This is a genomic window from Bradyrhizobium sp. USDA 4451, from assembly GCF_054822585.1.
On sequence record NZ_JBTRCH010000001.1, the window covers coordinates 911,118 to 924,890 of the forward strand.

At 64.5% G+C, this 13,773-nt stretch carries 16 protein-coding genes; 10 read left to right on the forward strand and 6 right to left on the reverse strand.

Translation table 11 applies throughout. The features are described from left to right. Positions 1-99 precede the first annotated feature (99 nt). From ACVMB0_RS04170 to ACVMB0_RS04200, 7 genes are all read left to right on the forward strand, one after another. The gene (locus tag ACVMB0_RS04170; RefSeq protein WP_461345394.1) at positions 100-918 is read left to right on the forward strand and encodes a chromate resistance protein ChrB domain-containing protein; all 819 of its coding nucleotides are present in this window, start codon (positions 100-102) and stop codon (positions 916-918) included. Then, positions 915-2,306 (forward strand): chromate efflux transporter, encoded by a 1,392-nt coding sequence (gene chrA, locus ACVMB0_RS04175; RefSeq protein WP_461345395.1) that lies wholly within the window; start codon positions 915-917, stop codon positions 2,304-2,306. The genes ACVMB0_RS04170 and chrA overlap by 4 nt, the downstream gene beginning before the upstream one ends. A 57-nt stretch (positions 2,307-2,363) precedes the next feature. Beyond that, positions 2,364-2,597, forward strand: coding sequence for a hypothetical protein (locus ACVMB0_RS04180; RefSeq protein WP_461345396.1), 234 nt, complete (start codon positions 2,364-2,366; stop codon positions 2,595-2,597). 50 nt (positions 2,598-2,647) lie between these two features. Beyond that, a complete protein-coding gene (locus tag ACVMB0_RS04185; protein ID WP_456797143.1) occupies positions 2,648-2,980 on the forward strand; it encodes a hypothetical protein in 333 nt (110 codons plus the stop codon). 45 nt (positions 2,981-3,025) lie between these two features. Then, on the forward strand, positions 3,026-3,970 hold the full coding sequence (locus ACVMB0_RS04190) for a DUF1259 domain-containing protein (protein WP_461345397.1): 945 nt from the start codon (positions 3,026-3,028) through the stop codon (positions 3,968-3,970). An 88-nt stretch (positions 3,971-4,058) separates the two neighbouring features. Beyond that, positions 4,059-5,033: a magnesium transporter CorA family protein gene (locus tag ACVMB0_RS04195; RefSeq protein ID WP_461345398.1), complete on the forward strand. Its 975-nt coding sequence runs from the start codon at positions 4,059-4,061 to the stop codon at positions 5,031-5,033. A 123-nt stretch (positions 5,034-5,156) separates the two neighbouring features. Beyond that, positions 5,157-5,873 carry a dihydrofolate reductase family protein gene (locus tag ACVMB0_RS04200; protein WP_461345399.1) on the forward strand — a complete coding sequence of 239 codons (717 nt, stop codon included), beginning with the start codon at positions 5,157-5,159 and terminating at the stop codon, positions 5,871-5,873. 99 nt (positions 5,874-5,972) lie between these two features. On the opposite strand, the gene ACVMB0_RS04205 is transcribed toward ACVMB0_RS04200, so the two are convergent. Further along, entirely contained in the window at positions 5,973-6,869 is an 897-nt protein-coding gene (locus tag ACVMB0_RS04205; RefSeq protein ID WP_461345400.1) for an outer membrane protein, read from the reverse strand. A gap of 96 nt (positions 6,870-6,965) precedes the next feature. After that, on the reverse strand, positions 6,966-7,700 hold the full coding sequence (locus tag ACVMB0_RS04210; RefSeq protein WP_461345401.1) for a TetR/AcrR family transcriptional regulator: 735 nt from the start codon (positions 7,698-7,700) through the stop codon (positions 6,966-6,968). Between the two features lie 222 nt (positions 7,701-7,922). Between ACVMB0_RS04210 and ACVMB0_RS04215 the strand changes: the two genes are divergently transcribed. Genes ACVMB0_RS04215 through ACVMB0_RS04225 form a run of 3 tightly spaced genes read left to right on the forward strand, consistent with a single transcriptional unit; the run spans position 7,923 to position 11,045 of the window. Further along, positions 7,923-9,143, forward strand: coding sequence for an HlyD family secretion protein (locus ACVMB0_RS04215; protein WP_461349587.1), 1,221 nt, complete (start codon positions 7,923-7,925; stop codon positions 9,141-9,143). Positions 9,144-9,158: 15 nt separating this feature from the next. Further along, positions 9,159-10,772: a DHA2 family efflux MFS transporter permease subunit gene (locus tag ACVMB0_RS04220; protein WP_461345402.1), complete on the forward strand. Its 1,614-nt coding sequence runs from the start codon at positions 9,159-9,161 to the stop codon at positions 10,770-10,772. A gap of 9 nt (positions 10,773-10,781) precedes the next feature. After that, entirely contained in the window at positions 10,782-11,045 is a 264-nt protein-coding gene (locus ACVMB0_RS04225; RefSeq protein WP_461345403.1) for a hypothetical protein, read from the forward strand. 166 nt (positions 11,046-11,211) lie between these two features. Here ACVMB0_RS04225 and ACVMB0_RS04230 read toward each other — a convergent pair whose 3' ends face one another. From ACVMB0_RS04230 to ACVMB0_RS04245, 4 genes are all read right to left on the reverse strand, one after another. Beyond that, complete coding sequence (locus tag ACVMB0_RS04230) at positions 11,212-11,463, reverse strand: type II toxin-antitoxin system Phd/YefM family antitoxin (protein WP_461349588.1); 252 nt, start codon at positions 11,461-11,463, stop codon at positions 11,212-11,214. A gap of 70 nt (positions 11,464-11,533) precedes the next feature. Continuing rightward, positions 11,534-12,355 (reverse strand): SURF1 family protein, encoded by an 822-nt coding sequence (locus tag ACVMB0_RS04235; protein WP_461345404.1) that lies wholly within the window; start codon positions 12,353-12,355, stop codon positions 11,534-11,536. After that, positions 12,352-12,738, reverse strand: coding sequence for a DUF983 domain-containing protein (locus ACVMB0_RS04240; protein WP_461345405.1), 387 nt, complete (start codon positions 12,736-12,738; stop codon positions 12,352-12,354). The genes ACVMB0_RS04235 and ACVMB0_RS04240 overlap by 4 nt, the downstream gene beginning before the upstream one ends. Before the next feature lie 63 nt (positions 12,739-12,801). Further along, the gene (locus ACVMB0_RS04245) at positions 12,802-13,698 is read right to left on the reverse strand and encodes a cytochrome c oxidase subunit 3 (protein WP_456752022.1); all 897 of its coding nucleotides are present in this window, start codon (positions 13,696-13,698) and stop codon (positions 12,802-12,804) included. Positions 13,699-13,773 lie beyond the last annotated feature (75 nt).

Sequence of the window (13,773 nt, forward strand, 5' to 3'; positions counted from 1 at the left end):
AGCAACCGGCATTGGTCTTCTATTGATGGCACGGGGATGTGCGATCTCCCCGCGAGGCGACATGCCCAAGAATCGCGTCCTGTTCACCAAGGGCGCAGCATGTCATCTTACACATCAATCTCATCCGAAAAATTGTCTCGTCTCATCGGCACCACCAGGGCACCGGTGCTCGTCGACGTTCGCCTCGATGAGGATTTCGCCGCCGACCCGCGCCTGATCCCGGGCGCCATTCGGCGCTCCCATCTCGACGTCCAGGATTGGGCGTCCGGCCTCAGTGGCCAATCCGTTGTCGTCGTCTGCCAGAAGGGGCAGAAGCTTGCCGAAGGCACCGCTGCCTGGCTCCGCTGCGGCAACATTGCTGCCGAGATTCTCGAGGGCGGCCATCTCGGCTGGCGACAGGCGGAACTCCCAACCGTTCCCGCCAACAGGATTCCGAAACGCGACGGGCGCGGCCGTACCGTCTGGGTGACGCGGTCGCGGCCGAAGATCGATCGCATCGCCTGTCCATGGCTGATCCGCCGCTTTGTCGATCCGGCGGCCGTGTTCCTGTTCGTCACATCAGCGGAAGTCGAGGCCGTCGCCGAACGATTCGAGGCCACGCCGTTCGACATCGAGAACGTGTTCTGGAGCCATCGCGGCGAGCGTTGCACCTTCGACGTGATGGTCGAGGAGTTCGGCCTGTCGACGCCGGCGCTGGAGCGGCTCGCGACAATGGTGCGGGCCGCCGACACTGCGCGGCTTGATCTCTCGCCGGAGGCGCCCGGCCTGCTCGCGGCCTCGCTCGGCTTGTCGCGCATGTTCGACGACGACCTCGAACAGTTGAGCGCCGGCATGCTGCTCTACGACGCGTTCTATCGCTGGTGCCGCGACGCGACCAGGGAGACGCACAATTGGCCGACCAGCAAGGTGAAGCCATGACGGACGTCGCAACGACACCGAAGGCGCACGGACAAGAGCACGCGCACGGCATCTCGTTCAACGACGCGCTGCTGGTCTGGATGCGGGTCGCTATCCTGAGCTTTGGCGGACCGGCAGGCCAGATCGCGGTGATGCATCGCATCTTGGTCGAGGAGAAGAACTGGATATCGGAGGGGCGTTTCCTGCACGCCCTCAACTACTGCATGCTGCTGCCGGGGCCGGAGGCGCAGCAGCTGGCGACCTATATCGGCTGGCTGCTGCATCGGACGCTCGGCGGCATCGTTTCCGGCGGGCTGTTCATCCTGCCCGGCATCTTCGCCATCATGGGCCTCAGCTATATCTATGCGGCCTATGGCAATGTCGGGTTTGTCGAGGCGCTGTTCTTCGGCCTGAAGGCCGCCGTGCTTGCCATCGTCATCCAGGCGGTGGTGCGGGTCGGCAAACGCGCGCTGCGCAACCGGGTGATGATCGCGCTCGCGGCGATCGCCTTTGTCGCGATCTTTTTCTTCGCCGTGCCGTTTCCGCTGATCATCGGCACCGCGGCCCTCACCGGGCTAATCGGCGCACGGCTGGGCCGGCCGGAATTTGCGGCCATCGAACATGGCGGCAAGAGCTCGGCTGCCATCGACAGCATGCTCGGCGAGGCGGTGCCGGATCATGTCCGACCCAACGCATCGCGCACGCTGCGGGTCGGCGCCGTCTGGCTCGCGCTCTGGCTGGTTCCGGTGTTCGCCCTGCTGATCGTCCTGGGACCGGGCGACGTGTTCACGCAGATCGCGATCTTCTTCAGCAAGATGGCGATGGTGACGTTCGGCGGCGCCTATGCCGTGCTCGCCTATGTCGCGCAACAGGCCGCGGAATACTATCACTGGGTCAGCCCGCGCGAGATGCTTGATGGCCTCGGCATGGCCGAGACCACGCCCGGCCCGCTGATCATGGTGGTCCAGTTCGTGGGCTTCATGGCCGCGTTCCGCGAGGCAAGCGGGCTGTCGCCGATGCTGGCTGCCACGCTTGGCGGACTGCTCGCGACGTGGGTGACGTTCACGCCGTGCTTCCTGTGGATATTCGTCGGCGCGCCCTACATCGAGGCGCTGCGCGGCAACAAGGCGCTCGCGGGCGCGTTGTCGGCGATCACCGCCGCCGTGGTCGGCGTGATCCTCAATCTGTCGATCTGGTTCGCGCTGCATACGCTGTTTCGGCAAACCGTCCCGGTGCACGAATTCGGCCTATCGTTCGACGCGCCGGTGCCGGCGAGCATCGACTGGCCGGCGCTTGCGCTGGCGGCGGCGGCGGCGATCGCGATCTTCCGCTTCAATGTGGGGATGCTCAGCGTCCTTGCCGCGTCCTGCGTCACGGGCGTGCTGCTGCGGCTGGCAGACATCATCTGAGCCGGGCAGCGCGCGTCACAAGCACCTGGGGAGTACAACACAACCAGGAGACCAGACATGCAGAAGCAGAAGCTCTCTCACCTGATCCTTGCGCTCGCGATCGCGGGCACCGTCATGCCCGCACACGCCCTGACCCAGGACGAGCTGGTCGCGAAACTCCAGGCCGCCGGCTACGCCAATGTCAGCGACGTCAGGTCGACGGCCGAAGGCATGACGGCGAAAGCGATGAAGAACGGCAAGCCCGTGCGGCTGGTGATCGACAGCAGCGGCCAGGTCAAAGAGCAGAACTAGACCCCACCTCCGCGCGGCACACATCAAGACCCAAGCAATGGAGTGAAATCATGAGGACAACAACTGCGGTCCTGTGCCTCGCCGTCCTCTGGACAGGTGCAGCGCTTGCGGCACCAGCCGACGACAGTGAGCAACAGCAAGCGGCCGTCGCATTGCAGTCGGCGATGATGCTTCCGTCGGCAACCGAGACGCTGCGAGGCATCGTCGACAGCGTCGACGAACGCAACGACACGCTGCTGATTCGCGTGTCTACGGACAAGACCGAAACGTTCAAGGTTCAGGACGGCCTGATCTTCAATGCCGTCCGCTTCGGCGATCCCGTCGAGATCTCGGTGCAGACCATCGCGGGATTCCGAACCATCGTCGGGCTCTCGAAAGAATAGAGCCGCAGCCTGAAGCATCAAATGCAAATTCAAGGGAGTAATCCAATGCGAAGCACAATCTCGGCGCTGCTCGGCGTCAGCGCCTGCGTCTTTGCCTCCAGCGGAAGCGCGCAAAAGATTGACTGGCAGATATTCACCGAGCCGTTCGTCTCCTCGGCGCATGCCCAAAGCATCGACTGGCAGAAGGTCGATGACACCCTGGGCAGGAAGCCGGCCGTCTCGGGCGACGTTCATCGCTACGGTTTTCCGCGAACCGACCTCACGGTGACGCTCAACGGTGTCACCATCAAGCCGGCTCTGGCGCTCGGCGGATGGGTCGCGTTCAAGCCCATGCATGACGGCGTCATGGCGATGGGTGATTTGGTGCTGCTCGAATCCGAGATCAATCCAGTGATGCTGAAGATGATCGGCAACGGCCTGCAGATCACGGCCGTGCACAATCATCTGCTCGGCGCGAGCCCCGCCACCTTCTACATGCATGTCGCCGGCCACGGCGATCCGGTGAAAATCGCCGGCGCGATCCGGGATGCGCTCGCCGAAAGCAAGACGCCGCTCACGGCCGCGGCGCCGGCAACACCGCCACCGGCCATCGATCTCGATACCGCGCAGCTCGACCAGATCATCGGCGCCAAGGGCCAGGCCAATGGCGGCGTCTATCAGTTCAACGTGGCCCGGCGCGATCCGGTCACCGAAGGAGGCATGCCGTTGGCGCCGGTCGGCCCGATGGGCGTTGCGATCGCCATCAACTTCCAGCCGACCGGCGGCAGCAAGGCGGCGATCACCGGCGATTTCGTGCTGACCAACGACGAGGTGAACCCGGTGATCACAGCGCTGCGAACCCACGGCATCGAGGTCACCGCACTGCACAGCCACATGCTGGATGAACAGCCGCGCCTGTTCTTTATGCATTTCTGGGCCAATGACGACGCCATCAAGCTTGCCAAGGGCCTGCGCGCCGCGCTCGACAAGACGGCAAGCACCAGGAGCTGAAGGCAGGCAGGTCCCGGCTCATGCATGGAACCGGCTTGCGACCCTCGTTATTGTCGTGGCCGCAAGTCCCCATGCATGGAGCCGGTAAGTGCTGAAACTGTACAGGTCGGTGAGCTCTGATTGGCAGGGCATCGGCGCCGAATTGCCGCCCGACATCATCTGGATCGATCTGCTCGATCCCACCGCGGATGAAAAGCAGTTCGTCGAGCGCATGCTCGACATTCGCGTCCCCACCGAGGAATCATTGGGCCAGATCGAGGCGTCCAGCCGTCTTGTGACCGATCATGACCGGCTCTATCTGAGCTCGCCGGCGGTGCGGCTCGACCAGAACAACGAGGCCGAGATCACCAATATCGGCTTCGTGATCGGCCCCAAGGTGCTGGTCACGGTTCGCTTTGCGCCGCTCGCCACCTTCGACGAGGTGATAAAGCGGATCGACACCGACAAAAGCCTGCAGAACGGCATGTGCGTGTTCACCGCGCTGCTCGAGGCCATGATCGATCGCGGCGCCGACGTGCTGGAGCAGCTTGGCGCGAAGACCGACCGACTGTCGCGCGCCGTGTTCAAGGGCGGACTGGTGCGGAGCAAGCGGCCGGTGCGCTCCAGCCACCGGCTGCGCGAGGCATTGGAAAATATCGGCGCGCTGGCCGATCGCCTGGCCAAGGCGCGCGACGTGCTGCTCGGGGTCGGCCGGATCGCGAGTTTCGCCGACGATGTCGGCAACGAATGGATCACCGCGGCATCGAAGCGGCGGCTCGAGGCGGTCTCCAAGGATGTGGCGTCGCTGGGTGACTACGAGACCAGGCTGTCGGACAAGATCCAGCTGTTGCTGGACGCTGTGCTCGGCTTCATCAACATCCAGCAGAACGACCTGTTCAAGATCCTGACCATCGTCTCCGTGGTCGGCGTTCCCCCGACCATCCTGGTCGGGGTCTGGGGCATGAATTTCAAGGTGATGCCGGAGCTCGGCTGGACCTTCGGTTATCCGCTGGCCTGCGCCGCGATCATCGCCAGCGGCATCCTGCCGGTGCTCTGGTTCAAGCGGCGCGGCTGGTTCGACTAGTGGACAAGCGAAGTTGAAACACCGCTGCACTATCGGCGTTGAGAAGGCGCCTGCGGCGCTCTAGATCAGGACGTCCTCTGCCCGCGCCCGCGGCGCTGTCATCCCCAACGAAGAGTTCTGCCTATGCGACCCCACATCATCTGCCACATGGGCACGTCGATCGACGGGCGGCTTCATCCCAGCCGCTTCACCAAGGCCGCCGCCGGCGTCCCGGCCGACGTGCTGCGCTCGCACTACGAGCGGGTCCATGACGGCTTCAATGCCGACGGCTGGATCATCGGCCGCGTCACCATGAACGAGATGGCCAAGGGATCGGAGCGGCACATCGCCAACCCGCCGAAGCTGCCGCGCGGGCCACATCTTGCCAACCGCGCCGGCCGCAAGCTTGCCATCGGCATCGATCCGTCGGGCCGGGTGCATTTCGGCAAGGACAATGTCGGCGGCGACCATGCGGTCGCGGTGCTCGGCGAGCAGGTTTCCGACGCGCATCTGGCCGAGCTGCGCGAGGACGGCGCGTCCTACATCTTTGCCGGCCCGAGGGGCGACGACCTGCCGGGCGCGATGGCGCAATGTGCCGCGCTGTTCGGCGCCAAGACGCTGCTGCTCGAAGGCGGCGGCGGCATCAATGGCGCCTTCCTGAAGCACGGGCTGATCGACGAATTCAGCACGCTGATTCATCCGGCGGTCGACGGCGTCGCCGGATCGCAATGCATCGTCGACTATCACGGCCCAGACGGCGACCGGCCGGGCGCCGGGCAGTCACTGCGGCTGACGCATTGCGAGACGCTGGAAGGCGGCATGGTCTGGCTGCGTCACGCCGTGGAGCGCGCGCCGGGCTGAACGCTGCTCGGAGAGCGATGTGAAGCGCGCGACCAACCAGGTCTGTCATGCGCGGCTTGATGCCGGGCATGACGGGACGGCGCTTCACTTAAGTCGGTGTCAGAACTTGTAGCTCAACGCCGCGCGGGCGACGCTGAACTTGTTCTCGCGGCTGGCGTTGTAGCGGATCTGGCTCTGCACCGGATCGGTGCCCTGGAACGTCGCCGTGGTACCGCTTGTGCCGAGATCGACGTATAGATATTCGCCGCGCAGCGTCCAGTTGTTGGTGAAGGCATATTCGGCGCCGCCGCCGGCGGTCCAGCCAACGCGAACGTCGGAATTGTCACCGAGCCAAAGCCGCGAGAGGCCGTTGGAAAATGCCTCCGAATTAGCGATGTTGGTCTTCACCTCACCGAAGGCAAGACCGCCCGTCGCGTAGATCAACAGGCGCTCGGTCGGCACAAAACCGATGCGGCCCCGCACGGTGCCGAACCAGTCGACCTTGCTGGTGTTTTGAAAATTGAAGCTTCCCGTCACGCCGTTAGCGAAAGTGGCGGTGGTGCTGCCATTCCGGGAAGACTTCAGGTCGACATAGTTGAAATCGGCTTCGACGCCGAGGACGACCCTGTCGATCTGATAATTGTATCCAACCAGTCCACCAGCGGTCACGCCCGCCTGGTTGCCGTTCGTAACAGGAATACGGACGATGTTCGCCGGTGGGATGATCGACGCGACATTGCTGCTCGTCGTGATATTCCCGTCGTTGTACCAGGCGCCGCCGGCGTTGACGCCGGCGTAGAGGCCGGACCAGTTGAACGCGGGAGCCACCAAAGGCGGTGCCTTAGTCCAGCCGCGCTCCGACAGGTCAGCGGCGGATGCCGCACTTGCAAACCCCACAAATGAAATCAGGCCAGCCCCGACAATTGCAAAACCACGCATTCCCATTCCCATTTCCTTGCACCAGGCGAACTCGCCTAACTTAAGGTTGTGGCACGGACCTGAGGCGTGCGACAGCATGTCTCATTCGAATTAGGTTCTTTTCTGGGCTCTGTGGCCAGGTTGCAACAACCCTTGCGCGCAACCCAATGCGCAAACTTGCCTAAAGCAATTGGATCAATCGGTCCCGAACCGGTATCCGCTTCTGCATCCGGCAACGAAGAACGCGACGCCGCGCGCGACATGCTCGTCGATTTCGGGGTCGAGTGCTTTCAGGTCGACTTCGTACAGAGCCCGCATCAGCATCGGCACCGCGATGATGTCGAGGAACAGGCGCGCCGTGGTCGGCAGCTGCTCCGGCGCGAAGGCCGGCAACTTGCCGAGCTCGTCGGATTGCGTCAGGTCGCGCAGCAGGTGAATTCCGAGCTCGGTGGCGAGCGCGCGCGCCCTGCGATTGACGGTGGCGGCGAGATCCGGGAAGCGATGCGCCTCGGCGATAGCAAGCCGCATCAGGCCGATCCGGTCGGCGTCGAGCCCCCAATGCAGCAGGGTCGAGGCGACGCTGGTGAGGCGCTCCTCCACCGTCACGCCAAGCGGCGCGTCCGCCTTGAACTCCGCGATACGTGACAGGATGTCCCGCGTCACCACCTCGGTGAACAGCGCCCGCTTGTCCTGGAAGCGCGCATAGATCGTGCGCTTGCCGGAGCGCGCGACGTCCGCGATCTCATCGATGCTGGCGCCTTCGAAGCCACGCTGCAGGAAGACCCTGCGCGCCGCATCGAGGATACGCGCATCGACCTCGCCGGCGAGCTCCTTCGGCGGCCGGCCAGCACGGACCTCGACCGGCCTCGCCTTCCTCGCCGCCACTTTCGTGTTGGGCGCCCGCGGCATCTTCAGTGTGCTGGTGGTCATCGCCTTGACCCGGGTTCCATGAGCCGGTTCGGCCGGCAACATCAGGCAATATAGGCCCATCACATCTAGTTGTAAATAGAACGGCACAGTTCCGTTTCCATTGACGTTGCACTGCAGCGGGACTAAATGCCGCACAGAACGGAACGGTATCGTTCCCTTTTGCGAAGGCCGTGCAGACCTCGCTCAACTGCAGGAGCAGCCATCATGTTCGAAGACACTGTGTTGGAGCGCGACCAACAGGGGCACCAAGGTATCGAGGGCGCACCCTCCCGCGATCCCGACAGTTCAGAGTTGACCGCGCGGGCTCCCGCGCAGGAGCGGCCGGTGGCGAAGGAGCCCGCCCCGCCGGCAACGATCCCGCCGGAGGCCGCGCCGAAGAAGCGCGGCTTGCTGCGCCGCCGTCCGGTCGTCTCCGCAATCGGCGCCGTGCTGCTCGCCGCCACGTTCGGCGGCGGCTATCTCTACATGGACTACACCGAGCATTTCGAATCCACCGATGATGCTTTCATCGCGGCGCGGCAGTCCGCGCTGGCGCCGAAGATCTCCGGCTACATCACCGCGGTTCCAGTCACCGACAACCAGCACGTCGCGGCCAGCGACGTGATCGCCCGGCTCGACGACCGTGACTATCGCGTGGCGCTGGCGCAGGCCGAGGCGCAGGTCGCCGCCGCGCAGGCCAGCATCGAGAATGTCGATGCGCAGCTCGACGTGCAGCAGGCGCAGATCGCGGCCAACCAGGCCCAGGTGGATCAGGCGCAGGCGGCGCTGACCTTCGCGCAGCAGCAGGCGACGCGCTATCAGCATCTGGAGCAGACCGGCTACGGCACGGTGCAGAATTCCGAGCAGTACACCTCGCAACTGCATCAGCAGCAGGCGTCCCTCTTGAGCGCGCAGGCGACACTCAACCTCGCGCAGCGCCAGGTGGAATCGCTGAAGGCGCAGCGCAAGAGCGCGGTCGCCAACCTCACCCAGGCCGAGGCGCAGCGCGACCAGGCCAAGCTCAATCTGTCCTACACCACGGTGACCGCGGCGCAGCCGGGCCGCGTCGTCAATTTATCGGCGGCCGTTGGCCAGTTCGCGCAGGCCGGCACAAACCTGACGATGTTCGTGCCCGACCGGACCTGGGTCACCGCGAACTTCAAGGAGATCCAGCTCGACAAGATGCGCCCGGGCGAGAACGTGACGCTGAAGATCGACGCCTATCCCGGCCGCACCATCCAGGGCCATGTCGAGAGCGTGCAGCCGGGCTCCGGTACCGCGTTCTCGCTGCTGCCGGCGCAGAACGCCACCGGCAATTACGTCAAGATCGTGCAGCGCGTGCCGGTCAAGATCGTGATGGACAACCCGCCGACCGATGTCGCGCTTGGCCCCGGCATGTCCGTGGTGCCGACCGTGCGGATCAATTCATCGCCGTCGCTGCTCGAGCGGCTTGGCAAGCTCTGATTCCAGGAGGCTGTCATGAGTGCAGCAGCAATCGATGCCAAAAGCCTCCCTGTTCCGAACGTCACGGTCAATCCCTGGCTGATCGCCATCGTGGTCGCGCTCGCGAGCTTCATGGAGGTGCTCGACACCACCATCGCCAACGTCGCGCTGCCCTATATCGCCGGCGGCATGGGCGTCAGCGAGGACGAAGCCTCCTGGGTGGTCACCTCCTATCTGGTGTCCAATGCCATCATCCTGACCGCCTCCAGCTTTCTCGCCAAGATGCTGGGGCGGAAGACGTTCTTCCTGATCTGCCTCGGCATCTTCACGGTCAGTTCGATCCTGTGCGGCTTCGCGCCCAATCTGAACGCGCTGCTGCTGTTCCGGATCCTGCAAGGTCTCGGCGGCGGCGGCATGGTGCCGGTGGCGCAGTCGATCCTGGCGGACGCGTTCCCGCCGGCCAAGCGCGGACAGGCGTTTGCGGTGTTTGGCATCGCCGTGGTGGTGGCGCCGGTGGTCGGCCCGACGCTCGGCGGCTGGCTCTCCGACAATCTGTCCTGGCACTGGTGCTTTCTGATCAACGCACCGGTCGGCCTATTCGCGACTGTCGCGATCGCCATGGTGCTGCAGGAGCCGGCGACCGCGAAAGCCAACACTGCGAAGGCCGACAGCGAGCCGCAGCGGGACAACGGCTTCGACGTCATCGGCTTCGCGCTGGTGGCGACCTTCCTCGGCGCACTCGAGGTGACGCTTGACCGCGGCCTGGAGGACGACTGGTTCGGATCGTCCTTCATCATCACGTCGGCGGCGATCTGCGCCACCGCTTTCGTGCTGATGATCCCGTGGGAGATGACCCGCCGCAATCCGATGATCGATTTGCGGATGGTCGCCAGCCGGCAGTTCGGTGCCTGCTTCCTGGTGATGCTGGCGACCGGCGCCATCCTGCTCGCGACCACCCAGTTCCTGCCGCAGCTGGTGCAGCAGGATTTCGGCTATACCGCGACCTGGGCCGGCCTCGTGCTCTCGCCCGGCGGCGTGGTCACCATGCTGATGATGTTCGCGGTCGGCCGGCTCGCCTCCAGGGTGCAGCCGAAATATCTGATCATCGCCGGCGCGCTGGTGATCGCGGCCTCGATGTACAGCATGACCAATGTGTACGGCGATCTCGGATTCTGGTTCATGGCGCGCTCGCGCATGCTGATCGGCGTCGGCCTGCCGCTGATCTTCATTCCGATCATGACGGCGTCCTATGACGGCATTCCCGCCGGAAAGACCGACCAGGCCTCCGCCCTGATCAACGCGGCGCGCAACACCGGCGGTTCGATCGGCGTCTCGCTCGTCTCCAACGTGCTGACGCACCGCGAGCAATTCCACCAGAGCCGGCTGGTCGAGCAGGTGATGCCGTCGAGCCCGCAATACCAGGACACGCTGCAGCAGGTCACCGACTACTTCGTCGCCCAGGGCAATGCGCTGGCGCAGGCACATCAACAGGCGATCCAGTGGATCGGCCAACAGGTGCAGACCCAAGCCTCGTTCCTGTCCTACATGGACGCGTTCTGGGTGCTGATGCTGATCGCGCTGTCGGCGATCCCGCTGGCGCTGACCCTGCGCAAGGTCAAGCTTGGCGGCCCGGTCCACACCGGCCACTGAGCCGCGCCCGTGATCAGCGCGCGTTGCAAGGCGCGCGCTTCAGAGCTGGCGATTGACGCCCCGGATGCCGACGCGACGTGCAATGAACTGCTTCATCAACGGCAGAAAGAACGCCTTGCTGAATCGACCCAACGGCGGCGCTCGTTCGAGATAGAACGATTAATCGACAATATCCTGATTGTACTCATCAAGGATAATCCAGAGACGCAGCGTCGCGTCGAGCCCTGCACGACGCTTCTCGATCTCGGGTATCTCCACCGCGAAGCGATCTGACTGGTGATTGGAAACAGCACCAGCACGTCGCCGCCCTTTGCGCGGGCGATCCTCGCGCCGACTGCCGTTGGGCGAGATTTGCGGCCCTCGGTCTCGCCACGTTCAGCCTCGCGGACCCACAAATAGGGAAATCGAATCATGCTGCCGGTGCGAAGATCGTCGACACTCACGTCTCGTCGCCGTCTTGCTCATAGGCACGGACCGCTTCCTTGAGGCCGTCAAACACGTCATCCGGCATGGTCTCGAGCCGACCGGCTTGCCGCGTGTCGGCGCGGGTAAGGAGGCGGCGGTAGTCCTCAAGGCTGAGCAGGACCAGGCGCGGCTTGTTCCGTTGAGTAATGGTCGCCGGCCGCCGCAGAGCTTCAGCGATAATGTCCCCTGATTTCCGCGAGAGATCGCTGGTTGAATACTCTGTCAGGGCTAGGCTCCGTAATTGCTGTAAAATACAGCAATTACGAAATTTCTGCGAGAAGGCGATCGAGCCCGTTCTAAGCGGCCCTGCGCCGCTGGCCGCGCCACCACAGGCCGAAGGCGACCGTGACCGCCGCGGCCAGCGAGAACCATGTGATGGCGTATTGCATATGGTCGTCCTTGAGCCGCACCTTGAGCGGCCCGGGCTTCGGCGTGCCGCTGTCCGGCACCGGCGCCTCGAGGTCGATATAGAACGGCGCAACCTCCCCCCAACCGAGCGCTTGCGCCATCGCGCGATGATCGCGCACGAACCACAGCCGCTTCGCCGGATCTTCCTTCGGCGTCAGCCGGCCCGGCGGCTCGGGAAAGCGGATGTCGCCGGTGAGCTCGACAGGCATGCCCGTGACGAGGCGCCCGGTGACGCGATCCTCGAAGGCGCGGTCCTGCATCGTGTTCTGGACGAAGCCGGCGTTGACCACGACGGTCTCGCCGCTGGCGAGCTTGGCCGGCAGGAATGCCCAGGTGCCGGGGCCACTGACATCGTCGCGCACTGCGGAGCCGGAGCTGAACACCATCGCGTCGGGCAGCTTCGCATAGGTCGCGGTCAGGGTGACGCGGCGGAATTCGTCCCTTGCCGAGGTCAGCGTGGGCCATGCCGAGGGCGGTGGCAACGCGTCGGTCGGCGCGGCCAGCCGTGCATCGAGTGCGGCGATCAGCGCATGCTTCTCGACCCGGCGCTGCAATTGCCAAACGCCGAGGGCAATAAATACTGCGATCAGGATCAGCGTGAAAATGCCGAAGCCTGCCGCGCTCGGCCGAGGTGAACCTTTTGACGCGTTGTCCTGGCGCGAACCGGTGCCTGCTTCGCCGGGAAACGCCTTGTTCGTGGTCTCGTTCATTTCGGGTCGCGCTCGATCAACTGGCCCTCCGCGGCCTTGTGGTGGAATTGCAGCGCGATCAGCAGCGCCTTCATCGAGCGCAGCGGCAGGATCGTGGTCATCACGATCAACGGCAGCCACAGCGCCGCATGCACCCAGAACGGCGGCTGGTACTTCACCTCGACGATCAGCGCCGCCGCGACCACGATGGCGCCCGCCAGCATGATGATGAAGACCGCCGGTCCGTCACCGGCATCGATGAAGGCGAAGTCGAGGCCGCAGGCCTGGCAGCGCGGCGCCAGCGTCAGGAAGCCGGAATAGAGCTTGCCCTTGCCGCAGCGCGGGCAGCGGCAGGCAATGCCGCGTATCGCGCTCTCGGTCACAGTGGGTGGGGTGTCGGTCATCGGCTCTCTTCAAAAGCAGAGGGGGCGGCCCATCGGCCGCCCCCTCTTAGCACGTCAGAGAGATTAGTGAGCGCCGTGTGCCATCGTCTCGGCGCCGTGGCCCCAGACGTAGATGCAGATGAACAGGAACAGCCAGACCACGTCGACGAAGTGCCAGTACCAGGCGGCGAACTCGAAACCGAGGTGCTGCTTCGGCGTGAAATGGCCGGCATAGGCGCGGATCAGGCAGACCAGCAGGAAGATGGTGCCGACCAGCACGTGGAAGCCGTGGAACCCGGTCGCCATGAAGAAGGTCGCGCCATAGACGTTGCCGCCGAACGAGAAGGTCGCATGGGCGTACTCATAGGCCTGCACGCAGGTGAAGCAGGCGCCGAGAATCACGGTCAGGATCAAGCCCTGCTTGAGGCCCTGGCGATCGTTCTCGAGCAGCGCATGGTGCGCCCAAGTGACCGTGGTGCCCGAGGTCAGGAGCAGCAGCGTGTTGAGTAGCGGCAAATGCCAGGGATCGAAGGTCTCGATGCCCTTCGGCGGCCAGGTGCCGGGCACCGAGCATGCACCCATCGCCGTGCCGGGGCCGCAGCCGAACACCGCGTCGCGCGTGGCGTGCACCGCGTCGGCCGGGAACAGCGCCGAGTTGAAGAAGGCCCAGAACCAGGCGACGAAGAACATCACTTCGGAGGCAATGAACAGGATCATGCCGTAGCGGTGGCTGATTTGCACCACGCGGGTATGGTCGCCCTTGTACTGGGCTTCCTTGATCACGTCGCTCCACCAGCTCGCCATGGTGTAGAGCACGCCGATGGTGCCGATGCCGAACACGATCGGCGCGGCGGAGTACATGTGATGCATCCAGCCGATCGCGCCGAACGCCATGATGAAGGCCGAGATCGAGCCGACCACGGGCCACGGGCTCGGGTCGACGAGATGATAGTCGTGATGCTTGACTTGCGCCTCAGCCATTGCCGTCTCTCCATTCGCGTGCCGCTAGGCACGTCTTAATCTTAAAATTCCAATCTCATCAGCACGATCTTTTCG

Coding starts and splice junctions, on each gene's coding strand:
- ACVMB0_RS04170 (WP_461345394.1), top strand. CDS start 100: ATGTCATCTTACACATCAATCTCATCCGAAAAATTGTCTCGTCTCATC.
- chrA (WP_461345395.1), top strand. CDS start 915: ATGACGGACGTCGCAACGACACCGAAGGCGCACGGACAAGAGCACGCG.
- ACVMB0_RS04180 (WP_461345396.1), top strand. CDS start 2,364: ATGCAGAAGCAGAAGCTCTCTCACCTGATCCTTGCGCTCGCGATCGCG.
- ACVMB0_RS04185 (WP_456797143.1), top strand. CDS start 2,648: ATGAGGACAACAACTGCGGTCCTGTGCCTCGCCGTCCTCTGGACAGGT.
- ACVMB0_RS04190 (WP_461345397.1), top strand. CDS start 3,026: ATGCGAAGCACAATCTCGGCGCTGCTCGGCGTCAGCGCCTGCGTCTTT.
- ACVMB0_RS04200 (WP_461345399.1), top strand. CDS start 5,157: ATGCGACCCCACATCATCTGCCACATGGGCACGTCGATCGACGGGCGG.
- ACVMB0_RS04205 (WP_461345400.1), bottom strand. CDS start 6,869: ATGCTGTCGCACGCCTCAGGTCCGTGCCACAACCTTAAGTTAGGCGAG.
- ACVMB0_RS04210 (WP_461345401.1), bottom strand. CDS start 7,700: ATGACCACCAGCACACTGAAGATGCCGCGGGCGCCCAACACGAAAGTG.
- ACVMB0_RS04220 (WP_461345402.1), top strand. CDS start 9,159: ATGAGTGCAGCAGCAATCGATGCCAAAAGCCTCCCTGTTCCGAACGTC.
- ACVMB0_RS04235 (WP_461345404.1), bottom strand. CDS start 12,355: ATGAACGAGACCACGAACAAGGCGTTTCCCGGCGAAGCAGGCACCGGT.
- ACVMB0_RS04240 (WP_461345405.1), bottom strand. CDS start 12,738: ATGACCGACACCCCACCCACTGTGACCGAGAGCGCGATACGCGGCATT.
- ACVMB0_RS04245 (WP_456752022.1), bottom strand. CDS start 13,698: ATGGCTGAGGCGCAAGTCAAGCATCACGACTATCATCTCGTCGACCCG.